Consider the following 25,300-nt stretch of genomic DNA (forward strand, 5'->3'; position numbering starts at 1 on the left):
GGCTTATCAAGCGTCCAGCCAGACCTGCTCGGCGAACATATAGCCCATGAAGCCGCCCAGGGGGTTGCTGCCATAACCTTTGATGCGCTGGTCCACGCCGTCGATGTTGCTGATGAACACCGGCACGCCGATACCGCTGTGCTCATGCACCAGGGTTTGCATGTCTGCGTACATTTTGCTGCGCTTGGCATCGTCGGTTTCACCGCGCGCGAGCATCAGCAATTGGTCGAACTGATCGTTCTGCCATCCCGACTCGTTCCACGGTGCTTTCGACTGGAAGAACTGCGAGAACATCACGTCGGCGTTCGGCCGTGGGTTGATGTTGCCGAAGCTCAGCGGGTGCTTCATCCAGTGATTGGACCAGTAGCCGTCGCTTGGCAAGCGGTTGACGTCGAGCTTGAGCCCGGCCTGTTTCGCCGATTGCTGCAACAGCACAGCAATGTCCACCGAACCGGTGGCGGCCGGCGACGCGACCAGCGGCATGCTGATGCTTTCCATGCCGGCCTTCTTGAGCAGGAACTTGGCTTTTTCCGGGTCGTACGCGGTCTGCGGCAGGTCGGCGTTGTAGTAGCGTGAACCGGGAGCAATCGGATGGTCGTTACCGACCACGGCAAAGCCACGGAAGACTGCAGACTTGATCTGTTCGCGGTCCATCAGGTGCTTCATGGCCTGGGTGAATTCCGCGCTTTTTCCGGGCATCTGGTCCTGACGGATAATCAAGTCAGTGTAGTTGCCCGACGGTGCATCGACGACGCGGTGCTTGGCACTGGCCTTGATACGGGTGGTCGAACGCGGGTTGACCTCGTTGATCATGTGCACATCGCCGGACAGCAATGCATTGACTCGCGACGGTTCGTCGGCAATCGCGATGAACTCGATCTCGTCGAGGTACGGCAGGCCGGGTTTCCAGTAGCCGGTGTTGCGCGCAGCAATCGAACGCACGCCCGGTTTGAACTCCTTGACCTTGAACGGCCCGGTGCCGATACCCTGATTGAAGTCGGTGGTGCCTTCGGGAACGATCAGCAGGTGCGATACAGCGAGGATCGATGGCAATTCGGCATTTGGTGCGCTGAGGCGGATCTGCACTTCGTTGGTGCCGGTGGCCTTGATCTCGGTAAATTGCTCCATCAGTGGCATGACTTTGGAACCGGTCAACGGGTCCTTGTGTCGCGACAGCGAATACACCACGTCCGCCGCAGTGAGGGTTTTGCCGTTGTGGAAGGTCACATCCTTGCGCAGGGTAATGGTCCACAGCGTCGCGTCGGTGTTGTCGATACGCTCAGCCAGTTCCAGCTGCGGCACCAGGTGCATGTCGAAACGGGTCAGACCGTTGTAGAACATGAAGTGGCGCACGTAGTCGGTGGACAGCGCTCCTTTGGCCGGGTCGAGGGTGTCGGCGGTGGAGCTGGACATGCCGGCGACGCGAATCCGCCCGCCCGGCTTGCCCTTGCCTGGAGTCGCTGCCTCTTCGGCAAACAACTTGCCCGCGGTGCCGAACAGGCTACCGGCACCCGCCGCCGCAACACCCGCCAAACCGAGCATTTGCAGGGCATTACGGCGCGACATGCCGCGATTGAGGCCTTCGAATACTCGCAGGCTGTCCTGGCCGGAAATCAGTTGTGACTCGATCTTGTTGTCAGTCATATCAGTTGTACCTGTCGAAGATGAGAAGACTCGAGTGCTCCGGTTAGCCGGAGCGTCCTGGAAACGCAAACGACGGTCACGCGACAACATCAACTCAATGCAAATAGTCCTGAAAACGGTAATAAGCGCCCACGAACGGCAGGAACCACGGCTTGCCGAAGTGCCCGGGAATCGCTGGCCAGTCGAGTTCGCGCCAAGGGTTGGCCTCGACCTTGCCGGCCATCACCTCGGCCATGACCTGGCCCATGTGCACCGACATCTGCACGCCATGCCCGCTGTAACCCATGGAGTGATAAACCCCGCCGTGCTGACCAGCACGAGGCAAACGGTCGGAGGTCATGTCCACCAGTCCGCCCCAGCAGTAGTCGATCTTCACGTTGGCCAATTGCGGGAACATCTGCACCATCGCCGCTTGCAGCACCTTACCGCTCTTTGCGTCATTCACGGTGTCGGACATGGCAAACCGCGCACGGCCGCCGAACAGCAGGCGGTTGTCCGGAGTCAGGCGGAAGTAGTTGCCGATCATGCGGCTGGTGACATAGGCACGATGACCGGGCAGTAATTGCTCAATCAACGACTGCGGCAGGACTTCGGTGACAATCACAAAACTGCCCACCGGCACGATCCGCCGCCGATACCAGCCCAACCCGCCGTGCTGACAGGCACCAGTGGCGAGCATCACTTGTCCGGCGTGCAGCGAACCCTTGCTGGTGTTGACCTGATATCCGCCAGCACGGGCTTTCCAGTCCCTTACCGAGGTGCCTTGATGAATGAGCGCACCATGACGTGCCGCCGCTTCCGCCAGGCCGACACCGAAGCGCCCGACGTGCATCTGCACACCGTTGCGCTGCAGCAAGCCACCGTAGAATTGCGCCGAATTCACTTCAGTGCGGGTCTGTTCGGCGCTTAGCAACTCGACATCGGCATCGACTTCCCGGCGAATCAGTTCGCAGGTTCGTGCCAGTCCTTCGTAGTGCATCGGCTTGGCTGCCAGTTTCAGCTTGCCGTTGCGGATCAGATCGCAAGCGATTTGCTCCTGTTCCACCAGCGACACCACGCTCTGCACTGCACTTTCGTAGGCCTTGTAATAGGCCCGAGCCTTGTCGGCACCGAGGCTGGCACTGAGACCGGCGTAGTCCTGGGCCACCCCGGTGTTGCACTGACCGCCGTTGCGTCCCGAAGCTTCACCGATCACCCGCCCGGCCTCCAGCACTACGACACTGGCGCCTTTCAAGGCCAACGCCCGAGCCGCCGCCAGACCGGTGAAACCGCCACCGACGATGGCCACGTCGACCTGCCCGGGCAACGCACCGGGCTGGGCACCGGTGAACGCCGGTGCGGTGTCGAGCCAGTAGGATTCACTGCCCATGTCTAATCCGCCTATGCCAGGAAAAGTGCCATTACCGTTACAACTCAAAGACCGACCAATGCCGCCAGCCCGCCGATGTCGGTGATTTGCTGGTAGCCGTAGAAGGCATTGGCAGGGACTTCATGACCACGGGCGACAAACGCCTTGTTCTTGATCTTCATGTCGTGGGCCGGCATCAGGTCATAACGGAAGCTGGAGGACACATGCAAGATGTCTTCCGGACCGCAGTTGAGGTTGTCGAGCATGTACTCGAAGGCGGCCAGTCGCGGCTTGTAAGCCTGAGCTTGCTCGGCGGTGAAGACTTTGTGGAACGGCGCGCCGAGCTTGTCGACGTTGGACATTATCTGGCTGTCACTGGCGTTGGAGAAAATGACCAGGGGAATTTTGTCGGCGATTTTCGACAGGCCTGCCGGCACGTCAGGGTGCGGCCCCCAGGTGGGTACGGCGTCGTAATACAGCTGGCCTTCGTCGCGGTATTCGATACCCCAACGCTTGCAGGTCCGGGCCAGGGCGGTCTTGAGGATTTCGTCATAAGGCATCCAGTCACCCATGACCTGATCCAGGCGATAGGCCGAGAAATCCTTGACGAATTGGTCCATCTGCTCCGCAGGAACGCGATCAGCGAAAATCTCGCGAGTCATCGTGCCCATGTGGAAATTGGTCAGCGTACCGTAGCAGTCGAACGTAATGAATTTGGGGCGAAGAAAGCTCATTGAGTGCGGTCCTGAAGTTCGTTGAGGTCATGGCGTGACTAGCATTCGCTTCATTCCAGAAGCTGTGATGCAACGCTGCAGCACACCGTCATTACAACACCGTGAATTCAGCAGATGGCGTTAAAAGTGACCTCTGCTCGATACAAACCACCGTTTTAGCCTCCCCCCTCAGCAGACTTTGCGGCACGCTCCCACCTTGGGCAAACCCCGTATTTGTGCGCTTTTATGGACCTTTATAACCCTGTACGACCCGCGCGTACCGTCGTTGACCGCAGAAACTGCGCCGGGCTGAACGAAAACGGGCGCGTCCCTGAGGAAGCGCCCGTTTGATGTGGTTTGGAGCCTGCCATCTCTCCGCGGCTGACCGGTTACCTGGGGGGTCGCGGTGTTATTGGAGGATGTCGATCAGTACGCTTTTGAAGCGCAAATTGGCTTCGAATGCTTCTCGCCCCAGGTCCTTGCCGATGCCGGAGCGTTTGTAGCCTCCGGTTGGCAGGATGTAATCGTTACTACGACCATAGCGGTTGACCCAGACTGTCCCCGCTTCCAACCGCCGGACCAGGCGCAGGGCACGGTTGATGTCGGCAGTATGTACCCCCGCCGCCAGACCGTAGGTGGCATGGGCGGCCAGGCTCAGCGCCTGTTCTTCGTCATCGAACGCCTGCACCGTCAGCACCGGGCCGAAGATTTCTTCGCAGATCGCCGGGTTCTGATTGTCGAGGCCGACCAGTAGTGTCGGTTGGTAGTAAGCACCGCCCAATCCTTCGAACAATCCGCCACCGGTCAGCACTTCGGCCCCGGCCTGGCGCGAACGCTGGACGATGCCGTCTATGCGCGTGGCCTGGAGCCGGGAAATGATAGGCGACAACGTGCTTTCCGGCGACCAGGTGGGACCGGGACGAAGCTCTTCGAAGTAGGCGCGCAAATGTGCGATAAACGGTTCCATGATCGAACGCTGAATCAACAACCGCGAACCGGAGACGCACACCTGTCCGGCGTTGCCGGTAATGGCCAGCGCTACGGTGCGCGCGGTTTTGGCGATGTCCGGCACATCAGCAAACACCAGTTGCGGGCTCTTGCCGCCCAGTTCCAGGGTGACCGGCTTCGGCCCCACCAGCGCACAGGTGGACATGATGTTTGAACCCGTCGCGGTGGAACCTGTAAAGGTCACCTTGGCGACCCGCGGGTGGCGGCACAAGGCATCGCCGGTGATACGGCCATCGCCCTGCACCACGTTGAAAATCCCCGCCGGGATACCCGCCTGCAACGCCAGTTCGGCAAAACGCAGGCTGGAGAATGGAGTCAGTTCCGAAGGCTTGAGCACCACGGCATTGCCTGCGGCAATTGCCGGCGCGACTTTCCAGGAAGCCATGCTCAGCGGGAAATTCCACGGTGCGATAGCCGCAATCACCCCGTAGGGTTCGGCGATCTGCATGCCAAGCCGATCGGTCTGGGTTGCGGCGACCTGGCCACCGTGCTTGTCCGCCAGTTCGGCAAAAAAGCGAATGCCTTCGGCGACATAAGGAATATCCCAGGCCAACACGTCTTTATGCGGTCGGGTCGAACCCACTGCTTCAAGCGGTGCGAGAGTCTCGGCATCCGCTTCGATCAGATCGGCCCAACGACGCATGACCCGCGCCCGCTCTCGAGGTGGACGGCTAGCCCAATCACTGCGGTTGAACGCCCGCCAGGCATCGTTGACGGCTTCGTCCACCAGGTTGGCATCGGCAATCGGCAATCCGGCATACACCTGGCCGTCCGAGGGCCGCGCCACCTCCAGTCCAGTCTGAGCATCGCGGTATTGCCCGCCAATGAAATGAGCGCTGCGCACAGCGATTAGACGAGGATCAAAACTATCCATGGAGCACTCCAGATATGGGCCGGCGAGTCGTTTACTCTGGCTTCCATCGTAGAAAAAAAGCCCAGGCATTTGCTGCCGACCTTGCCGTGCAATTAAGTAGTAAATGTGGTCTTGTGGCCTCTGCCTCGCGGAATCTGCCGAATGTGCAACACCCCCTTGTCAGCCCTTCAGGCAGATGGGATACAGGCACCATCGCGCTGGAAAACCGGCCGCTCGTGAACCCTGTTTAACGGAGACTCGCCATGTCCGCCTCGCAACAAACCACTTATGGTTATCGCCCCATGACGGTTGCCGATCTCCCGGCAGCCCACGCGTTGTCCGTGCAATTGAAGTGGCCCCACCGGCTGGATGACTGGGCCATGGTGCTGCGGATCAGCGACGGCTTTGTGGCGCTCGATGGCGAGCGTCTGATCGGCACAGCATTCGCCTGCCCCCAAGGTGATTTCGCCACCATCGGGTTGGTGATCGTGAGCGACGACTATCAAGGCAAGGGGATCGGACGCCAATTGATGGAACGGGCGCTTGATGCGTGCCAGTCACGCATCCCGATTTTGAACGCAACCCTCGCCGGAGCACCGCTTTACGTGAGCCAGGGCTTCGTCGAGTTCGGTCGGATTCTGCAGCACCAAGGTCAGGCGCAGGCCCCCGCAATTACCCCATTGGCCGATGGTGAAAAATGTCGCCCACTGCATGAGGCCGATAAGGCGCGCGTGCTGGAGCTGGCTAACGCCGGTACCGGCCTGGACCGCCGTACCGTGATCACCGACCTGCTTGAGGTCGTCGAGCATTCGGTGGGCATTGAGCGCGATGGCCAACTGCGCGCCTTCGCCATGTTGCGCCCCTACGGCCGGGGTCGCGGTATTGGCCCGGTGGTCTGCGAGAACCTCGAGCAAGCCCAACATCTGATTGGCGTGTTACTGGCCCAGGTTTCGGACACCTTCGTGCGTATCGACATTCCGGCGGATTGTGGCTTGAGCGACTGGCTGGAAACCACCGGCCTCAAGCAGGTTGACACCGTCGCGCAAATGGCCCGCGGCACACCGCCGCACGCCTCCCACGACGTGCACCAGTTTGCATTGGTCACCCAAGCGCTCGGCTGATAGCTGGCCTCGCTCGAACTCTCTCTACACAACATTGTTATTTACAGGGAGTGTCACCCCTATGTCGCAACCTTCCATTCTGCTGTTGGCTCGCGCTGACAGCAGCCACGTTGTCACGCCTTTCAAACCGCTGCCATTGAGTGCTGCCGATCCATTCATGGACACTCGCCGGGTAGCCTGGTCCGGGATCGACGGTGTCTCTGCCGGCATCATCGATATCGGCGACGTGTTTGATATCGCTGATTTCCCGCATACCGAAGTGATCGTCGTCCATGCTGGCCACGTGACGCTGAAAACTCCGGAGCTGACACTGGAACTGGGTGTCGGCGCCAGCGCAGTGATCGGTCGCGGGACCGCACTGCGGATCGAAGCACATCCAGGCACGCAATGGGCGTTTTGTGCCTCAACCACTGAAGCGCCGACCCCGGGCCTGACTTTGCTGGACCCGCTCGCGATGCTGTCCCCTTCCTCTGCACCAGAACCGCAAATTCTGATTGGCCCGACGCCGCAATGCCGCTCACGTAACGCCTTCGAGAACGCGGCAACCAATCTGCGCGTCGGGGTCTGGGACTCGACACCTTACGAACGCCACGGCCGAGCGCACAAGCTAAATGAACTGATGTACTTGATCGAAGGTAGCGTGACTTTGCAGGCGCCTGACGGAACAAGCATGACGATCAATACCGGAGACAGCGTGTTCGTTGCGCAGGGTGCGCCGTGTGCCTGGAAAAGCACAGGGTATGTGCGCAAGGTGTATGCAGTTAAATAGACACCGGTGGTCAAAAAAATGCCGGGATGGAAGATTCGTTGATAAAACAACGATCGAATTCATGCTCTCGGCGGTCGATGACCTGATCGCTGAGATCAATATTTTGATCTCGGCAAACGCCAGGAAAAAATCCATCGTAACGTCGGCGGTCAAGGAATCTCCACCCCAGCTCTAGCTCAAACATACACTCAGTGAAACATCCACCCTCGTCATCGCGACCAACAACTATCGGCCAATAGCGTTGGCAACGTGCGAAAGCAATGCCCCCAAAACCGTCGTCAATTCACTCAGTACGCTGAGGCCAAAGCCGTACTCGGGAAAAATTCCGAATTTGGTATCAGCTGTGAGTTAGCAGCGGATTTGGCACCGACCAGGACCTTGCAAGAGATTCGGAGTTGACCGCTAGAAGCCGCGGCCGACGGATCTTTCGAGGGTTCAGCGGCACTCAATCGGTGCCAACTACCTGCAAAATGGTTTGTCACCAAAACAGCAAGAAGTCGGGTCAATTTGCGGTCTGTTTGGCACTGCGGTTTGGGCCCAAAAACGTCGAATTTGGAGGTATGAGTCATGCTCTCGGACGCGATGGTTTGATTCCAAATCGGCCCCTGGGCCTTGTGATCAAAGGGTCTTCAGGAGGCCCACAGCCCGTCAGCAAACAATTCGAATAGATGCGCCCTCCCCGCGCTCTGTTTCGTTTCCCTAGCGCACAATCGGAAGTCCGGCCTAAAGGTGCTTCCGTTTGTCTTCAAAGGCACGGCCCGCGTGACGTACAGCCTGTTTCGCGGATGTTGGATGGTGACCTTTAAGAACGAAGAATCGGAACTGAGCTTCCAGGGTTTAGCGCCGCGGAGCGGGTGAGGAAAAACGCCCTAACCGCCCGGAAACAGGGCGTTTGGCAAGGCTATCTGACATGCGAAAAAGCTGAGAAAGGAAGAGAAATATCAGACAGGGTTGGTGCCAATGGCAGCGCGAAAAAGGGCCAAAAGCGGCGCTAACTCACACGGGATGAAGTCCCGAAAAACTCCCCACCAATGAAAAAGCCCAACCTGAGAAGATTGGGCTAAGTCATTGAATAATATGGTCGGGACGGAGTGATTCGAACACTCGACCCCTAGCACCCCATGCTGGGGTCTAAAGCGATCTAACCCATTGTTTTATAAAGAATACAGCCTGTTTTTTAGGCAGCAAAAAATCCGCTTTTTTGTAGTTTTGCAAACGGTAAACCGTGGCTTGCAGAGGAGGTTTTGCGCACAGTCGTCTCGTTTCATGCCAGCCGCCTATCACTACAAACGAATATCAATCTTCTCTTCCGCCCCCCATTAACCACTGATCCGAAACAGATTGCTGACCACCATAAGCCTTCACTGGCTGGGTCTATAGTTTGGTAGCGAAAGTCTTCACATGAACTCTACCAAATGGGTGCTACGTGGAAATCAAACCGAAAAATGATGATGCTCCTCCGGGAGTGAAAGTCCCTTCCAAAAAAGAAGATGGAGTAGGCACCGTAAAGGGCAGTCGCCCTACCCCTAAGCCGCCCGACGAAGAAGATTTTCGGGACCTTTAAAATGGACGGTCCGAACGAAGAACTCCACGAGTTGAATTTTTACATTCAACGAAACATTCGCTACCACATGCGAAGAGCCGCCTTTTTCCTTTACTGGGGACGGGTTACCGCTTTTATAGGCGTTATTTTTGGATCTGCAACGGTAACATCCCTGCTGGCAAGCTCACCTCCCTGGGTCACCGGAGGAGCTGCTTTGATTGTAACGCTGGCGTCTGCGACTGACCTTGTAGCCGGAACTGCGGACCGAGCGTGGCTACATAACGATCTACGTAAGCGATACTTAGAGATTGAAGCAGAGATGATTGCAGAGAATACTGAAACTCAGCTCTCTAAAGTTCGTCAATATAGGAGTGAAATACGCCGAATTGAAGCTGATGAACCGCCTACTCTTCCTGCTCTAGAATTACTTGCCATGAATGACGTTATCAGATCAATGTACCCTAAGGAGAAAGCTGAAAAACTTGTCAGCAACCTACCTTGGATAAAGCGAGTTAGTGCTCAGTGGTTCCATTGGGACACATCAAAGGCCTAGTTGCTTTTAAACTCTGACCTCAGCCCGACAGCTGCTTGAGCGTGCCCACGGTTAAAGAGCTTCTTTCCTATCGAAACCAGCGACGCCCCGAACTCTCTGTGATAATTCCTGTTGGCGTCTTTTTATATCCCGCAGAAATTAATTTTGCTCCCCACCATGTCAAGGTGACCCCGAAACATCTGTAAGCAATTAATCCACAAGGAAAATAAGCATTTTAAGTGAAGTACAAAACAGCGATATCGCCCTATAAAAATCAAGAACTTAGCGTTGTATATTCCTACAGTAGTACACCTGCCCTCCGGCGTTCTGCCGACCTTCGCCCACCCCACAGTTCCCCTGCTACGCTGAAGACTCCACGGAGGATTCGCGATGCCAAATTCTGACCTACTCCCTTCCTTACTTTCCAAACTCAACGAAAACCAGCTCGCCCTTGAGGCTGCCATCATGGAGCTCACGCTTTGGGTTGAGCAGCGCGGCGATGCCGATGTCGCCGACAATGTGCGCGGCGCCCTGGTCGCAATCGACCGCAATGAGGAATTCATCAAGATGACGCATGCGGTGATGATGACACCCGAGTGACGGCAATCGATCACCACTCTCGGACGAGATCTGGAAAAGCGCGACCCTGCTCTAAATCACCTGCTCCTATTTCAAATTCGCCGCGCAACTTGGAGGTCGACGAATACCGCAGCGTGCCAGTGAGATTGATCAACTACCGCCGCCTGAGTGGATGCCGGTCTGAGTCATGCAAGGTAAGTTGGGCGGACGCTTAAGGTCAATCAGACCTTTAGTTGTCCTCCTTGCCCAGCCAGCGATACAACACACCGCCTACGACCGCACCGAGCAACGGCGCGACCCAGAACATCCAGAGTTGCTGAATCGCCCAGCCGCCGACGATCAGTGCCGGGCCGGTGCTGCGCGCCGGATTTACCGAGGTATTGGTGACCGGGATCGAGATCAGGTGGATCAGGGTCAGCCCCAGGCCGATGGCGATGGGGGCAAGTCCCGCCGGTGCACGCTTGTCGGTGGCTCCGAGGATGATCAGAACAAACATCGCTGTCATTACCAGTTCACAGACAAACCCTGACACCATGGAATAGCCGCCGGGGGAGTGTTCGCCATAGCCGTTGGAGGCCAGGCCGCTGGCCAGGTCGAAACCGGGCTTGCCGCTAGCAATGAAGTACAGCAACGCGGCAGCAATCACCCCGCCAATCACCTGCGCAATGATGTAAGCCGGCAGTTCCTTGGCCGGGAACCGTCCGCCGACCACTAGCCCCAGCGACACCGCCGGGTTGAGGTGACAACCCGAGATATGGCCAATAGCGAACGCCATGGTCAGCACCGTCAACCCAAACGCAAGGGACACCCCCAGTAGACCAATTCCTACATCTGGGAAGGCGGCGGCCAGCACAGCACTGCCACAGCCCCCCAACACCAGCCAGAACGTACCTACCAACTCTGTTGCTGAACGTTTAAATAGAGACATAAGAGTGGATCCTTCCGAGGTTTGACTGCCGTTCCAATCCTAGTACATCCAGCGGGGGGCATGAAAAACAGAGTAGGCGCCTATCAACGTAAAGCAGGCCCATCACGCCAGCCGGCACTACGCTACCTGGCCATTGCCTTCGAACACTAGAACGAGCAGCATCCGCACCGCCAGGAGTTAGATGTCACCGCCTCGAATTATGGACGAGTCGATCAACGAAGAACTCTATATGCCCTCTGGGGGAGGCCGGCAACGGCCACGCGTCGACCTTTAAAGCGATTTCCTGAAATGCTAGGGCGCACTTGGAGCGCGGAAAGTGTTCGTAGATTGCTCGCTGCTTCTGCACTGCCCTACGCGCACATTCATCGTACGGAACCGCTCCCACATACTGTAGCTTTACGCTGAGGAAGCGATCGGTGATTTTGCCCAATTTAGCGAACAGCGCGCGACCTTCCTTCGGGCTCTGCTCCATATTGACCAGCACCCGGAAACGGTCCATTCCGTAATCACGATTAAGCAGTTTGATCAATGCGTAGGCATCAGTGATCGAGGTCGGTTCGTCGCACACCACCAGCAAGACTTCGTGAGCCGCCCGGACGAGACTAATCACCGACGAGCCGATGCCCGCTGCTGTGTCGATCACCAGCACATCGAGGCTGTCACCTATTTCACTGAAGGCATGGATCAGGCCTGCGTGCTGAGCCGGAGACAAATGCATCATGCTCTGGATACCTGAAGCCGCGGGGACGATTCGTATCCCGCCCGGACCGCGTAAAAGTACATCGGAAAGCTCACAGCGACCTTCGAATAAATCGACAAGCGTGTACTGCTGCGAAAGTCCCAACAGGACATCGATATTCGCCAAGCCAAGATCGCCATCAAGCAATACGACTCGCCTTCCAAGTTTCGCCAGCGCCAATGAAAGATTCACAGCCACAGTCGTCTTGCCGACGCCGCCCTTTCCGCCGGTCACAGCGATAACTTGCACAGAACGCGCACTATCCATGTTATTGATTCCCTTCCATGCGCAACGCGTGCGTGTAGTCGCAAACTATCCCTAAAGCGCAATGGTAGCTGAAAAGTCCAGACACATAGCCCTACCTTTATTACAGGATCTCCAGAAACGCTGTAACCACTACATGGCAATCACGCGAACCATAACTGCCACTGCTACGCTTACCTCTTCACGGAGGATTCGCCATGCCACATTCAGACCTGCTTCCTTCCCTGCTCTTCAAGATCAACGAAAACCAACTGGCCCTGGAAGCCGCCATCATGGAGCTCTCGAACTGGGTCGAGCATCGCGGCGCGGCCGAGGTTGCCGATAACATCCGCGGCGCCCTGGTTGCCATCGACCGAAACGAAGAATTCATCAACATGACGCTCGCAGTGATGATGACGCCGGATTGACAATCGACAGGAGCAGAATTACACCGCGATTCTAAAGGGGTAAGGCAAAGTACTCTGGGCCAATGAAACCGGGGGTATTCTTACTTTGGATACCCGGTTTTAACCTGCTTTACACGGTCAGTGGTACAAAAATTGGTACAAGCTTCATTCCCTCCTACGGCGTCCTGCCTACCGTTCGTCAGTTAGCAATACTGCTGCTACGCTGAAAACTCCACGGAGGATTCGCGATGCCAAATTCAGACCTGCTCCCTTCCCTGCTCTACAAGATCAATGAAAATCAGCTCGCCTTGGAAGCCGCCATCATGGAGCTCTCAAACTGGGTCGAGCAGCGAGGCGCGGCCGATGTTGCCGACAACATCCGTGGTGCCTTGGTCGCCATCGACCGCAACGAGGAATTCATCAATATGACGCTCGCAGTGATGATGACGCCGGAGTGACTTTGCGGTGTCAAAGCCTGGGATGCCGCATAAAAATAGCCAAATGCCTTTATAATCAAGGCCTTGAGCTATAAATCAGCTACGAAAAACAGCTACTTTTGCGACTGTTTAGAACCCAATAAACATTGGTCCAAACGGTTGCGTTTTGGGGAAGAATTTCCCGCAGAAAATCCCACCCCCGGCGTCCTGCCGAACGAGCACTACCCCCCACAACAATCACTCGTCGCCTGCCCCTCGCGAAAATATCACGTCTCGAGTACTGTATATCCAAACAGTACTTGATAAGGCATCACCGTGGACCCGAACGAAATCGAAGACACCAGCGATTGGCTGGGCTCGCCATCCAGGCTGGAGACCGTCCAGCATTACGCCAGCATGCTTGAGGAAGACGTCCAGGCGCTGAAGCGGGAACTGCGCGCGGCAAAGGAAAACATCACGGGGCTGATCCAAATGAACGACCAGCTTTCTGCCGATCTCGAAAGGAAACGGATCTGGATGGCAAACCTCGAAGCCGAGACCACTGATCAGTTAGCGAAGATCCAAAGCTTGTCGCGAGTCGTTGACCAAAAAGACATGAAGATTCGCGAACTGGAAGCGCTCAAGCTCAACCACAGGAGATGACCATTTGCGGACGGCCATAGGATAATTATTTCTCGAGTTGAGCCCGGCAACTCACGTAAGCGTCGCTGCCAGGTATCGCACCGTATGATCGGCACTTCTGATCATCAGCCAATTCTTTGCTGGACCGCTCTTCCGCCGCCGCCTTCATCCGACGCTGTCGCTCGGCGTAGCCATTTGTTCCTGGCAAGCAATCCGCACGAGGCGTACCAAGCGCACACTCACCCGGATGATTCGCGCAGCCTGCAATAAAAACGATCAACGCAAACAAGATGAAAGACTTCATGGTGGCCTCCGGGGTTTGGACTGCGCACCATCTTATCTGTAATCGCCTCCACCATTGTCTCTGGATGACCGCTCGCTCAGGGCACATCCTTGAAAAAAATGTGGTGGCCCAGCGTCAGTGTCTGCTTTGCACCCTTGGCCCAGGTCGGTGGCTTGCGCATGGTCGTAGCATAGTAGTGAGTGGCGCCGCCGGTTGGATCCGCCACCTTGCCGTCAATGACCTGATCGACAGCGATGCGCGCCTGCGCCAGCTCGCGGAACGGGATCTGCTTCACGCCAATCAGGAACTGATAGTTCGGGTCCGTCTTGTTCCAGCAACTGAACTGGTAAGGCTTCTGGCAAACACCGGCATAGCCCTCGCCCCACCACGACTTGGCATTGCCGTCGTTGACGCGGTTGCGGATGGTCCAGGCTACGGCGATCTGGCCGTTCAACGATTCCCCGCGAGCCTCACCCCACAGCGTGCGAGCTAGGATGTCGCGGTCTTTATCTGATACAGGCATGTTTTCTCCAGGTAGCAAAAAGCCCGCACATGGCGGGCTATCAAATTCAAGGCGTAAAAAAACCGCTCAAGGCGGTCCGGTTTCGAAAGCGAATAGTCTTCAGACGACGATTCCGCGTCGCGCCGCATAGGCCCGAAGATCAGCCACTGTACGGGCCAGCTCATCAGCTGTCAGGGCGACGCTGTGGCATTGAAACAGCGCGATGTCCACGTTGCCTTTTTGGCTGTTCGAGTAGCCGCTGCCAATGCGGAGAGTCCGGGTCGACGGACGACGCGGTTTTGTCTGAGCATTTAAAATGGAAAGATTTGCAGTGTGGCTCTTGGTGGTTACACCATTTGCCGCAATTACAACGGAATAGAGCCCCCAACTGCTCAGCGCCACCGGGTTGACCGAGGCCACTACGTTAGAGTTGCCCGGATCGTCGTCACCAAAACCGCCAGTGCCTGACACACGGTCAGCGGCCGCGCCGTACAGGCTGACGCCGGACGTGACACCGGTAGCGAAGCACCCGCAAATCAGCGGCGTAGTATCCGGGGTGCCGGGAACATCCGCGCTACGGGCAATCACCAGCATCGTGACTTCACTGGTTTCCTGAATTTGGGTTTGAACATAGTTCGTCATCCCCTTGCAGCTGATGAAGCCAGCGGCCACCTGAGGCGAGCCGACAATGGCACCGGCGGCCTTGCCCGGCGCATAATTTCGGGCACATTTCTCAAGCGAAGTATTGAGGAAGAAAACTCCCTCCAGGCCGCGACGTACTGGTGCGGCATACTCAGTTGCATATTGTTCGGCATCAACGCCTTTGGCTACGACTTGAACACCCATCGATAAATCCTCTTTTTAGAAACCCGTCTTGCGATCGTACTCAAACATCACGCAAGGGTTGTGCAGGGCAAAAGTGTTGCCCAATGGCGATACAGCGGTGTCGTACAGGCCATGGGTATCCCGCAAGTTCCCACGGGCGCCAGTTGCTGGGCCGGAATGCGCCGCGTCGCCTACCCGACCGCGCGCATAGGACAACGTCGCGTCAGCTGCGGCCGGTCGCGAGAGGGCCAGACGAACAGAGCCAGGCGCATTGATTGCGACGCTGGTGATTAAATTCGACGCCAGCACACCGCCTTCGCGAATATCAAAACCAAAATTCGGCGTCAGGGTGGCCAGCGCGGCATCCAGTACCAACTCCCCTCGCGGCACATGAAACTGGATGTCGACGTGGTCGTCTTTCCAGTCCACGCCGATGGGCTCCAACGGGCGCCATTTACCATGACGACGGATCATGGTTTCGTAGATCGCTCGACTCTTGTACTCGCCCATCAACCAGCTACCTTCGTTAGTCAGATGCAGATTGTCGGCTGCTACCGGGAAGATGTAGCACGGCACGGCCAAGGCCACGTCGGCGCGCTGCCGACTGATGCGCCATTGAGTCAGGGCGATCGGCATATCATCGCGTCCGTATTTGCGGTGCGCGGCCACCTGGTAGGTAAACAGATACGGCCGGAACTTCTGGCCGGTGATACCGACAATGTTCTCGGTCAGGGTGTCGAAGAGGGAAAGCTGGTACTGCATGTACTGATAGGGGGAGTTTTCGAACTCTCCCGTAGAGATGTAGTTAGTCTCGCCTTGATCCCAAGAGTAGGCCCACACCGAATACGTTTTGCCCAAGCTGGCGGCGAGCGCGGCTGTGTCGGAGATGGTTTTCACCATGCCCACAAAGTCGTTGTTTTTACCCATCGGTGGCGGAGATAGATCCTCAATCGATTTGCCTGAACGCCCTGGGGAAGTGCCGACCATGACCCATTTATCAGCACTCTCACCAGCGGCCACAGCCCGTCTGGTAATACCGTTGCAGATGCCCGTTACAGGCGTCTCCCCCTCCCCAGTAGTTCCGGACTCAACGAGCGGGACAAATGACGAAGGGTCATAGCCCCCCTCAAATGAACGCAGCTTCACGCCACTGGCCAGCATTACGTTGGCAAAGGGCTGCGTCAGCGAGATAGCCGGGATCGAACTCACGCCGCGAGACAGCGACTGGCCATACTCGATCACCTGTTTGTAATCGGTACGCTGCTGCTGGTCGAGCACGGCGACCGGCAGTGGAATAACCGGAGCCGGCGGAAGCGAAGGCGGAGGTCCGAAATACGCCTTGTTGTTGTCGACTCGCCCGAAAACAAACCCGTATTGGTCAACGTACTCCGTACCGGGACGATCCATTGGGCGGGTCACCCAACCATTGATATCACTGCCGCCAGCACCAAGACGCGCAAACAGGAAGCCGCTAGCGTCTGAAACCTCCAGACCATCACCCGCGTTACGCAGTTTCGCCGAAAGCATATCCAGCGCGCCGTCGACCATGAGCTTGAGCAGGGTGAAGCGATTGGAATCCAGAAACGAGCAGGCGATATCACCGGCTTCGCCGTTGTTGAAGTCGATCAGCTCGCGCATGGCTGCCAATGCGCTGGCCGCGGGGTAACGCTTGATCTCAAGTGCAGTCCCCGCCTCGTTGCGGTAGAGGATGACGTACTCCTCCACCCCAGCAGCGACCACGCTGAAATACCCACCGGCGACGGTGCCGGCCAGCCCAGCCGCCACGCTCAGGTAGACCATTGCGCCGCTCATTTGCGCGGCCAGATCAGAGATGGCCTTGGCATTGGTGGGGCGCATGACGCCACCGCCAACATCCATCATCTTGATTTTATCGGACAGCAACAGTTCGTTGGCTGTGTCGATCGTCACGGTAAGCCGGGCGAGATCCGAAGGTCCGCTCATATTTTCTCCAGACACAAAAAAACCCGCTCAACGGCGGGCCATAGAATTGAAAGGTGATCGGTTAATCGAGCGGTTAGGTGGAGACAGGCCAGGACTTCGAGTACCAGCGCTGCAACAATCCACGCAGTTGGGCATTCATGACGCCAATATCCATGCCGGCCAGCAGGTCAGTGAGTTCTGCCTCGGTAATAATCGGCATTTCAAAAAGCGAAAGAACAGCGGTGTATCGCCAAAGGTTGACGCCCACCAGAGTCGGCCCGTCGTAAATATCCGTGAACTGGGCTTGTGACTGCATCAGGCCGAGCGGGCTCTTTATGGGACACATGAACCAATCGGCCCAGCCTATCCCCCATTTGCACCAACCCTCAAACAGTCGAGCCTGTTCGGCATTGCACAGCCACGAAACGGATACCTCAGTTGGCACGCTCCGGTATCGACGCCGGTTTCTGGCGCGGCCACTTACAAAGGGAGAGCGAACGATGGGGCTTGTCGGCTTGAATCCGTATCCGTCTCGCAACGGCAGCGGAATGCCGTCAGGCATTGTCAGCATGATTCGCGTTCCTTAGTTGTCGGCGAAGTTGTCGTCATCCGCATACACGCGCGGGTCATAGTTGACAGCCTCGACGTCCGCCGAGTGATCGCCGGGGTCAATTGATGTGATCAGAACCGGGTAGCACCAGCGCGTCGACTCGCCGAACAGCAAGTGTGGCGGCTCGATATCCCAAGAGACATCCGGCTCAAAATCCAGCGAAGGGACGGTGAGCCTGTAGTCGTCGACGCGAGTTGCTGGCCAGGGCCCGCTTACAGTTCCATCCGGGCGCCGCAAGCCGACAACATGGGCAACGCCTGATTTCCAAGTCAGGGGTTCGGAGCTCTCCAGAAGCACAAGACCGTTGCCGGTCGTGATTCCCAGCAGGAGGGAACTTTGCCCGTAACCTGGGATGTCATCAGCTACCGCGTCATAACTGAGATATCCGCTGTTTAATGCGTCAAACTCAGTGCTCCAGCTATAGCTTTTGTTGCGATAGACCTGGGCGCGCCGCATGCGCCTTCCTATTCGCCAAGCTTTATCGCGGTTGGTGACCCCTTTCAGCGTGACAGTTTGAACGCGTAGCCCAAGGTCGCCTGGCAGTCTGCACCTGACCACTTCAGTCGCGTGTGTTACCTCGTCGATGTACTTGATGTCGACGCCGTCGTAATCGTCAGGCCCTGGCAAAGTGAAGCTGCGCTTGAGCTGCTCGGTCATGTTTTGAGGCGTGTACATATGGCCGATCTGCGTTCGCAGCTCATCACGAACTGGCGTCACCCGGCCGCGCTCGAGTGTGAACTCGGCAAACCCTGCCAAAAGGGCGTCATTGATGCACTCCTTGACCGTGCTGTCGTCCTCAACCTTGTAGTCAAAGTAATCCCCGCGCGGTGACCAGATCGCCCCATACCGCGCAAACTCCTCGAGGTCGAGGTCGCTATCGGTACCGCCGGCCGACTTCATCACGTAGTTCACCCAAGGCACGATGTCGCGTGTGGCCACGGGGGCAGTCCACGCACCGCCAGATAGAATAGGCAGCTTCCTTGTGGCGATCACCGACACCTGATTTTGCGATTGAGCCGATAGCTTGTCGCCGCCGCGCACGTAAAGCGCCATGGTGGTGCAGTCCTTATAACTGCTCGGCGCCTTGTCGATGCGGCCGCGTAACCCATACCACTGCACACGATTGAACTTGAAGTTTTCCGGCGACTCTTCCCCAATTCTACGAATCCTGACCTCTGGCCGAATGTAGGACGGGGCCAGAATACTGCGCGTGTAACCCTGCTGATCCGGGCTCATCGCCGTGAAGGTGTAGGACACACTAGTCCATGCTCCAGCGGTCGAAGCATCACGATACTGGACCTCGACTTTCGCCGAGTGCGAGCGGGTGTTCCCATTCTTTTCGGTGTATCGAACCAGCCCCTGCGGAAAGAAGAAGTCCACTTCAAAGCGGCGAATGACCTCACCTTCAGGACAGGCATAAAAAGGCCCAGCCCAGTCACCTTCGGTTGTCGAACCATCGAGGGTGATGGATGCTGTATTGGTCTCGATGTCGTCGAACCCTGGCCAGCTCTCATCTTCCGCGCCGGTATCCTTCAGCCGAATCACGGTGATCGCCGAAGGACCGTGGCTTTCGTCGATGTCTGTGGTGCTTTCGTTATCCTCTACAGCGTCAGCCGATACCGATGCAATTCGGTAGCGAAGATCGCGATATCCAATGCATGACCAGAGGGTTCCGGTTTGAAGGCCAACGGCAGGTGCACCGCCATCGTAAGCCAGAGTGATTTTCGCAGGGACAGCATCAGCGGCCGCGACTGTCTTCACGCCAGTGACGAACGCCGGTGTCGACCCGAAGACCGTCGACGAAGATCCGCCCAAAGTTAGCGCTACCCCGCTGAACGGCGATGCAGACTCGGCGATCCGCAGGAAGCTGCCTGAGGCACTAGCAACAAGGCCTGTACTGACCAGCTTGGCATTTACGGCTGTCACCAGGCCGGCAAGGTTGGTGGTCGCAGTGTTCAGAGTTATGGAATAGTTGCTCGCGCCCCGGCTCACCGTGAACGTTAGCGGTGTCACGTTGAAGTCGTAGCGCGTCGGCGCTGCGTTACCAGTGACCATAGACGCGCTACCCGTAACCGCTGGTACTGCCGGAACGTAAGGCGCATAACTGGCCACCACGTAATCGCCGGCATTGGCGCCGGCGATCTCGATCTTCATGCCAACAAATGGCTTGAGCATTGGGATATGGTCACCGCTGATGACGGTAGCCGAGCCATCTGCAGGCGCAGTGAACACATAGGGATAAAGAACTTCAATGCGCGCGATCAAGCCCGCAGCCCAGCCCGTCGGGAACCACCCCGCTCCAACGGGAACGGATACCACGTAATCGCTGAACTGCACGGTAGCTGCATTGAGCTGTTGATCGATATTGGTGGTGGTGGTCAGCGTCAGGCCGGCGCTACCTGTAGAGGTAGATCCGACCTCATCCGAGTTGTGCCACCAAAGCCGGGCAGGCTCGGCAGCTACAGATTCACCTGGTCCATAAATGGCATAGCTTGCCGTGCTGCCGAGCGACGCAATCGGGGTTCCACCAATTCGCACCTGTCCAGGCTGGATCTCAAACTCGCCCACACCGAGGCACAGCAGCATTTCGACCCACTGAACCTTCGGATCGGTGCCGAAATAGCGACGTGTCGGGGTGAGGTAATCCGGGAAAATCTCGTTCTTCCCCGCGCACTCGCGAATCACATCGCCCAGCCTCACCTGGTTTGCCGTGGTTTTCGCCAACCCTAGCCCCTTGCCAGATGCGGCGTTGCTCGCCGAACTGGGGGTGACCAGTGGTTTCTGCGTCAGCATGACCACGCCGACAGCAACAATGGCAGCGACAACAGCCCAAGCCGCGATCTCCAGGCCGGTGCCCTTTGGCTCTGGATAAATGCGAACAACGTCATCCGGACCAAACTCCACCTTGTTCCAGCCGGTCGGCGCAACGAACAGGCCGTTGACTTCGATGCTGATTGGCGGTGATTCACGCACCTGGTAGCTAGGCACCTTGGCTACCAACCAGCTTTCGAGGGTCATCACGCGATCAGTCTTGTGGCGCTCCAGCGGCTGGCCTTCAAGTTTGCTCGGGTAGAGTTCGATCACGGTGATAACTCACTGTCAGGTATTGGTCTTGAAATTTGCGTAGCGGCTTAATGGTCGCGCCGGATGGCTTCATTTCCATTCCGTGAAGCCGGCTGTCGACCTCGATGATCACGGCGACATGAATGCAGATCTGGCCGCGCCACACGCAGGCGATCGCGCCGACTTCAGGCTCGCATCGCTCCATGGCAGCAGCGCCCTCGTTCACCGCCTTGGTGAATTCCTTCGGCATGGTGTTGCGGACGTAGCCCCAACTGGGAAGCAGGGGCAACCCGTAGACCTCATGTCGGACAAGTCGAGCCAGGCCCCAACAATCCAGCCGCGCAGGGCCGCGCCCGCCATCCTCGTAGGAAGCGTTCAGGTATTTCTCGAACATTTAGATGTACCGAAGGCAGGGCGCGAAGGCCAAGGTGTACTTGCGGCGAGGCCAGCCGAGGTTGATCAGGTCGAAATATCCAGCGTTGAGCTGGACGCTCGAACCTTGCATGAACCCGCTGAGAACTTTCATTCGGTAGGGACGTTCCGCCGGCGCTGTAAGGTCGGTCGAGATAAAAATCCGGAAAACCATCCCGATACTCGCCCGGGCTTCAAGCGCCTGGTCAATCAGCTGCTGTGCCTCCCCCGTTACGTTGTCGATGGCGAAGGTCAGCGTCTGGTTACCGCTATTATCCCGCTTGGGCAGCGCCGCAGCGAAGCCTGAGGCGGTGAATTTCGCAGTCACCCCGGCCTCAGTTTTTGCCGTGATGTCTTCGAACCCTTGGCAGAGGTAAATCGGCGCCGCCCACGGCGTGCAAAACAGCTCAAGCGTCGGGATGATCACAGCCTTGCCGCCAGAGGCGTACAGCGTTTCAAGTGCCGTCATCGCCCAACTCTCTTCAGTCCATAGGTTTGCTCAAGGGTTTTGGCCATCTGGCCCTGACCGCGGATGTTGGACACCCACATATCAGTGATCTGCTTTCCGTCCGGCCCCGTGCTGGTTTGCACTTGCCCTGCGCGGCTGGCGTCTTCATGGAGGTTTACTTCCGTTTTGCCGCTACCAGCACCCTCCCTCGAAACCCGCTCAAGAGTTCGATCAAGCTTTGCGCTTGTCTCCGCAGTGGTTACCCGCTCACCCTTCTGCAGCAGCCAGGTTCCCGTTTCTGGCACCGCGTCGATGCCGTCGTGTGCCATGCCCAGCAGGGCCATCGATGAGGCGGTGGCATTGGTTGACGTGATGGCTGCAATTGCCGGAACCGAGTTGGTACCGAAGGATGCCAAGGAAGCCATCGCCGCAGCCGGCGCGTATGCCGCCGCGATAGCAGGGCCTGCAAAAGCAGCCTCTGCTACTGAAGCGGAGGCACCAGTCGCGCCCATCGCAAGCTGTACGCCTTGATATACCAGCCACTGCGCGGCCATCCTGGCCAAGGCATCAATGAGCGCATTAGCCATGGAAGACGCGACGTCCATCACCGAATCGCCAAGGCTCTTGTGCTCGGTGAGCATTGCACTGATATTTTCTGAAACTGCGCTGGTGCTTTCCTCCAGCACGCTCGAAGTGAAATCGGCTGCCTGTTGCTGGTAGTCGGTGGCCGTATCCTTGTAGTTCTCCCAGGCCGAGCTGACGCCATCGAGCCAGTTTTGTTGCGCGGTGTCCTGCTGGTTGTAGTAGTCCTGCTGCAAAACCATGCGCTCGGCGAGAGCCTCGCTGAGCATTGCGGTTTCTTTGTCGTACAGCTCCTGGGTAATGTCTCCCCCATTAAGCTGCTTCTGCAGGTCTGCGGCCTGTTTGTTGTAGTCCTGCTGAATCTCCAGATCGGCCTGCAGGCGCTCTTTGAGCTTGTCACCTGAGCCAGCACCAGCCAGCTCAATCTCAAACCCCTGTTTGACTGTTTGATTGCTGTCTTTGAGCGTAACCCCGAAGGCAGCCAGCTTTACGGCGTCTTCATTGGCCTGCTTCAGCTTTTTCAAGCCGTCCAGTTCAGCGGCCAACCCCTCAAGGCGTTTCTGCTGCTGAGCATTGATACCAACCAACTTGCCGGACTCGATCTCAAACTGAAGCTTGGCGATTTCGGTGGCATCTTTTCGGGCATCATTTGACGTATTGATCAGCTCGATTTGACGCTCGTAGCCCTCTTCGGTGGTATCGAAGACACCCTGCAACTTCTTAGCAGCCGCCTCAGCCGCCTTGGCCGCATCTTGTTGGTCCTTGGTCAGCGCTTTGAAGGTGCCAGGGCGCGCCGCCGCTCCAACTCCATTCAACGCATCAGCAATTTCTTTCAGATGCCCACTTGCCTGCCCGCTCGAACCCGCCTGGTCGATTCGCCCCCAAAGGCTGTTGTATTTTTTGTCTAACGCATCCAGATCATCGCCAACGATTGACGCCGTACGGGATGAATTTTCGCTCATTTTGTTGATGGCATCGATCGGACTGGAAAAATCCACCCCATCAAAAGCGCTGACAACGATCGCAGCAACACCAGCAATGGATTTACCCAGCAGTTCAAAGGTGTACGCAATGCCGACCGCAGTTTTCGCAGTAAACTTGAGAACGCTATTAAGGCCATCGGAAAGCAGGGAAATCGAGGCGGTGTCCTGGCTCAGACCAAAAAGAATGTCCGCATAGTCGCTCAGCGTCGGCATTAGCGATGCCGCAACTTGATTTTTGATACCGGCCAGGGATTGCTCTGCGAGCCACCCGGCGGCGGCCAAGCCCTGAGTAGCCTTGATGGTTTTCTCATCCATGATCGCGCCAGCTTGCTGCGCTGCATCGCCCAGCACATTGAACGCTGCCCCGTTGTCACGCAGTAAAGGCAGGAGCAATGTCGCATCGTTTGCCAGCGACTCCATTTGCTGCGTCATTTCTGCCTGGCTAAGTCCCGCCTTTTGCAGGCTGGACGCGAACAACTGCAATGCCTGAGGACCTGAGAGATTCCGAAACTGCTCGGCAGTCACACCAACTTTGGGCGCGATTGTTTTGAAGAAGTCCTGCAATTCCCCGCCGCCATTGAGCAAGAAATCGCCTACTTTATCGTTCACATCCTTGAAAATATCCGCCAGCTTATCCTGCTCGACTCCCACGGCTTTTGCACCGGCAGCATACTTCTGAAACTCGCTGGAGCTTGTACCGGACACCTGTGCAAATCGAGTAATCTCGGCCCCTGCTTTCACGGACGAAACGGTCAGCGCGGCCAGCGCTGCAACGCCAGCGGCGACGCCGGCGCCGATGCCAATCCCAATTTTCTCAGCCGATTTTTGAATCTCGGCCATGCGCTTTTGAGATTCGCGACTGGCTTTATCGAGCGGCCCCGTAAACCCTCCGATCTTGGCGATCAGGTCCAGCGTTAACGTACCAAGCGATCGGGAAGCCATAAAAACTCCAGGCGTAAAAAAACCCGCCTTAGCGAGTCAAGTAGTCGGTTGCTCTGAGCAAAATGCAGCAGCTATGCCCAGGACTCCATTGCCTGTTCGAGCGTCATTGGCTGCTCCGAATCATGCGGCATGAAATCGTAGATCTTGAAACCACCCTTCTGGCTTTTCGAGTTGGCATAAAGCGTCGCGAGCATTGCTGCGCCGCGCTCTATGCGCATTCCCCAGTTGAGTGACCCCCGTTTGGCTCGGTATTTCTGCCACTGCCGGAATTCTGGATAACTCAGGCGAGCTTGGGCTTCCGAGATTGAGCAGCCGAACGTGATCGCGATTTCGTGCCAGAGCTCGTCGAGGTCGCTGAGCTCATCGTCTTTCCCATGCCGGTAACCTCTGCTATCACCGCCAGAAGCGCCATGGTCAAGTTGCCATCCAAGGCGCCCCGCTCCGGATCAGCGGCACCAGTAATGTCATCCACAGCGAACACCGGTGCGCCGCTCTCGTCACAAATGCACGCTGCGATGCGCCCCGCAATGCCATCACGCTTGCCGCCAGCCGCCAGCACGTCACTGACCGCCGACAAGTAACCCAGCGGGCGGACGAGCACGGTAGCTGTGAGTTCGGCATCACCCTGCTTCCAGGTGATTTCCTTTTCGACTGGAGCGCCGGTGAAGGCGCCCACTTCTTTCAGGTTATTGATGCTCAGCTTCATGATCAGACCTTATGGAGTTTTGCGAATCCAGGCAGAACCGCCCGAACGCTGGATGGTCGCGGCAGTGGTCACAACAGCGTTTGCTGCGAAATCGAATGGAAAGTCCGATACGTAGCCCTCGAAAATGAACCAGGTACGCGTGGCTGGCAGCTCGAAATCATCACCGCCCGTGTTTACCGTAGGCGCGATGCCGATTCCATCGGACCAGCCCACCGCCCAAGAAACGGTCTCGATGGAATCGTCTTCAGAGAGCGCATGCAGGCGGATGTGCGAAGCGTTGCGTGAATCAGCGTTGAGGGTTAGCGAGGCCTGGCCCGGAGTACGAAGGCCGCGCAGATAGCGCCGGACCTTGTCGCTCAGGCAAGTCACCTCGATCTGGTCGGCAGGGTTGCCACCGGGATTGAATGCCGTCGCGCACTCGACTTCGAGAATTTCGAAAATAGCAGGGTTCGCGACGGTAGGGACCAGAGCGTAAATCTGGGTGCCTTGGGTAAGAATCGACATGGCGCTCTCCAAATG

At 57.3% G+C, this 25,300-nt stretch carries 25 protein-coding genes; 7 read left to right on the plus strand and 18 right to left on the minus strand.

All coding sequences use genetic code 11. The annotated features are described in order from the left end of the window. Positions 1 to 6: 6 nt before the first annotated feature. From F7R06_RS13180 to F7R06_RS13195, 4 genes are all read right to left on the minus strand, one after another. The gene (locus F7R06_RS13180; protein ID WP_090319042.1) at positions 7 to 1,644 is read right to left on the minus strand and encodes an ABC transporter substrate-binding protein; all 1,638 of its coding nucleotides are present in this window, start codon (positions 1,642 to 1,644) and stop codon (positions 7 to 9) included. 94 nt (positions 1,645 to 1,738) lie between these two features. After that, complete coding sequence (locus F7R06_RS13185) at positions 1,739 to 3,013, minus strand: NAD(P)/FAD-dependent oxidoreductase (protein WP_090319039.1); 1,275 nt, start codon at positions 3,011 to 3,013, stop codon at positions 1,739 to 1,741. A gap of 44 nt (positions 3,014 to 3,057) precedes the next feature. Continuing rightward, on the minus strand, positions 3,058 to 3,726 hold the full coding sequence (locus F7R06_RS13190) for a haloacid dehalogenase type II (protein WP_090319036.1): 669 nt from the start codon (positions 3,724 to 3,726) through the stop codon (positions 3,058 to 3,060). Positions 3,727 to 4,114: 388 nt separating this feature from the next. Next, positions 4,115 to 5,587 carry an aldehyde dehydrogenase family protein gene (locus F7R06_RS13195; protein ID WP_090319033.1) on the minus strand — a complete coding sequence of 491 codons (1,473 nt, stop codon included), beginning with the start codon at positions 5,585 to 5,587 and terminating at the stop codon, positions 4,115 to 4,117. Between the two features lie 242 nt (positions 5,588 to 5,829). Here F7R06_RS13195 and F7R06_RS13200 point away from each other — a divergent pair, with 242 nt between their 5' ends. The 4 genes from F7R06_RS13200 (at position 5,830) to F7R06_RS13215 (ending at position 10,131) form a co-directional block, all read left to right on the plus strand. Then, on the plus strand, positions 5,830 to 6,687 hold the full coding sequence (locus tag F7R06_RS13200; protein WP_090319030.1) for a GNAT family N-acetyltransferase: 858 nt from the start codon (positions 5,830 to 5,832) through the stop codon (positions 6,685 to 6,687). 61 nt (positions 6,688 to 6,748) lie between these two features. Next, a complete protein-coding gene (locus F7R06_RS13205; RefSeq protein ID WP_090319026.1) occupies positions 6,749 to 7,456 on the plus strand; it encodes a cupin domain-containing protein in 708 nt (235 codons plus the stop codon). Positions 7,457 to 9,021: 1,565 nt separating this feature from the next. Next, a complete protein-coding gene (locus tag F7R06_RS13210) occupies positions 9,022 to 9,552 on the plus strand; it encodes a hypothetical protein (RefSeq protein WP_090319023.1) in 531 nt (176 codons plus the stop codon). A 369-nt stretch (positions 9,553 to 9,921) separates the two neighbouring features. Then, on the plus strand, positions 9,922 to 10,131 hold the full coding sequence (locus tag F7R06_RS13215) for a hypothetical protein (protein ID WP_090319020.1): 210 nt from the start codon (positions 9,922 to 9,924) through the stop codon (positions 10,129 to 10,131). Positions 10,132 to 10,339: 208 nt separating this feature from the next. On the opposite strand, the gene aqpZ is transcribed toward F7R06_RS13215, so the two are convergent. Together aqpZ and F7R06_RS13225 are read right to left on the minus strand one after the other, a co-directional pair. Next, a complete protein-coding gene (gene aqpZ, locus F7R06_RS13220) occupies positions 10,340 to 11,038 on the minus strand; it encodes an aquaporin Z (protein WP_090319016.1) in 699 nt (232 codons plus the stop codon). A gap of 184 nt (positions 11,039 to 11,222) precedes the next feature. Then, positions 11,223 to 12,044, minus strand: a complete 822-nt coding sequence (locus tag F7R06_RS13225; protein ID WP_090319012.1) for a MinD/ParA family protein — start codon at positions 12,042 to 12,044, stop codon at positions 11,223 to 11,225. A gap of 194 nt (positions 12,045 to 12,238) precedes the next feature. On the opposite strand from F7R06_RS13225, the gene F7R06_RS13230 reads away from it, so the two are divergent. From F7R06_RS13230 to F7R06_RS13240, 3 genes are all read left to right on the plus strand, one after another. Next, a complete protein-coding gene (locus F7R06_RS13230; RefSeq protein ID WP_090319009.1) occupies positions 12,239 to 12,448 on the plus strand; it encodes a hypothetical protein in 210 nt (69 codons plus the stop codon). A 227-nt stretch (positions 12,449 to 12,675) separates the two neighbouring features. Next, positions 12,676 to 12,885, plus strand: coding sequence for a hypothetical protein (locus F7R06_RS13235; protein ID WP_090319006.1), 210 nt, complete (start codon positions 12,676 to 12,678; stop codon positions 12,883 to 12,885). A 294-nt stretch (positions 12,886 to 13,179) separates the two neighbouring features. Next, entirely contained in the window at positions 13,180 to 13,506 is a 327-nt protein-coding gene (locus F7R06_RS13240) for a hypothetical protein (RefSeq protein ID WP_090319002.1), read from the plus strand. 25 nt (positions 13,507 to 13,531) lie between these two features. Here F7R06_RS13240 and F7R06_RS13245 read toward each other — a convergent pair whose 3' ends face one another. From F7R06_RS13245 to F7R06_RS13300, 12 genes are all read right to left on the minus strand, one after another. Beyond that, positions 13,532 to 13,789, minus strand: coding sequence for a hypothetical protein (locus tag F7R06_RS13245; protein ID WP_090318999.1), 258 nt, complete (start codon positions 13,787 to 13,789; stop codon positions 13,532 to 13,534). Between the two features lie 76 nt (positions 13,790 to 13,865). Then, positions 13,866 to 14,291 (minus strand): cell wall hydrolase, encoded by a 426-nt coding sequence (locus F7R06_RS13250; RefSeq protein ID WP_090318996.1) that lies wholly within the window; start codon positions 14,289 to 14,291, stop codon positions 13,866 to 13,868. 99 nt (positions 14,292 to 14,390) lie between these two features. Further along, complete coding sequence (locus F7R06_RS13255; RefSeq protein WP_090318994.1) at positions 14,391 to 15,116, minus strand: hypothetical protein; 726 nt, start codon at positions 15,114 to 15,116, stop codon at positions 14,391 to 14,393. A gap of 15 nt (positions 15,117 to 15,131) precedes the next feature. Continuing rightward, positions 15,132 to 17,057, minus strand: coding sequence for a hypothetical protein (locus F7R06_RS13260; RefSeq protein ID WP_090318991.1), 1,926 nt, complete (start codon positions 17,055 to 17,057; stop codon positions 15,132 to 15,134). Positions 17,058 to 17,130: 73 nt separating this feature from the next. Further along, complete coding sequence (locus F7R06_RS13265; protein ID WP_090318988.1) at positions 17,131 to 17,607, minus strand: hypothetical protein; 477 nt, start codon at positions 17,605 to 17,607, stop codon at positions 17,131 to 17,133. Between the two features lie 12 nt (positions 17,608 to 17,619). Further along, positions 17,620 to 20,730, minus strand: coding sequence for a host specificity factor TipJ family phage tail protein (locus F7R06_RS13270; protein ID WP_090318985.1), 3,111 nt, complete (start codon positions 20,728 to 20,730; stop codon positions 17,620 to 17,622). Continuing rightward, positions 20,702 to 21,103 carry a hypothetical protein gene (locus F7R06_RS13275; protein ID WP_090318982.1) on the minus strand — a complete coding sequence of 134 codons (402 nt, stop codon included), beginning with the start codon at positions 21,101 to 21,103 and terminating at the stop codon, positions 20,702 to 20,704. Before F7R06_RS13275 ends, F7R06_RS13270 begins: the two co-directional genes overlap by 29 nt. Next, positions 21,104 to 21,589: a DUF1833 family protein gene (locus F7R06_RS13280; RefSeq protein WP_090318979.1), complete on the minus strand. Its 486-nt coding sequence runs from the start codon at positions 21,587 to 21,589 to the stop codon at positions 21,104 to 21,106. It lies immediately after the preceding gene. Continuing rightward, a complete protein-coding gene (locus F7R06_RS13285; protein WP_090318976.1) occupies positions 21,586 to 24,075 on the minus strand; it encodes a phage tail tape measure protein in 2,490 nt (829 codons plus the stop codon). Before F7R06_RS13285 ends, F7R06_RS13280 begins: the two co-directional genes overlap by 4 nt. A gap of 71 nt (positions 24,076 to 24,146) precedes the next feature. Continuing rightward, a complete protein-coding gene (locus F7R06_RS31455; RefSeq protein ID WP_425530742.1) occupies positions 24,147 to 24,404 on the minus strand; it encodes a phage tail assembly protein T in 258 nt (85 codons plus the stop codon). Beyond that, positions 24,356 to 24,781, minus strand: a complete 426-nt coding sequence (locus tag F7R06_RS13295) for a phage tail assembly chaperone family protein, TAC (protein WP_090318967.1) — start codon at positions 24,779 to 24,781, stop codon at positions 24,356 to 24,358. Before F7R06_RS13295 ends, F7R06_RS31455 begins: the two co-directional genes overlap by 49 nt. Before the next feature lie 9 nt (positions 24,782 to 24,790). Further along, a complete protein-coding gene (locus F7R06_RS13300; RefSeq protein WP_090318964.1) occupies positions 24,791 to 25,285 on the minus strand; it encodes a phage tail tube protein in 495 nt (164 codons plus the stop codon). Positions 25,286 to 25,300 lie beyond the last annotated feature (15 nt).

Source organism: Pseudomonas moorei (genome assembly GCF_008801475.1).
Classification (GTDB): Bacteria; Pseudomonadota; Gammaproteobacteria; order Pseudomonadales; family Pseudomonadaceae; genus Aquipseudomonas; species Aquipseudomonas moorei.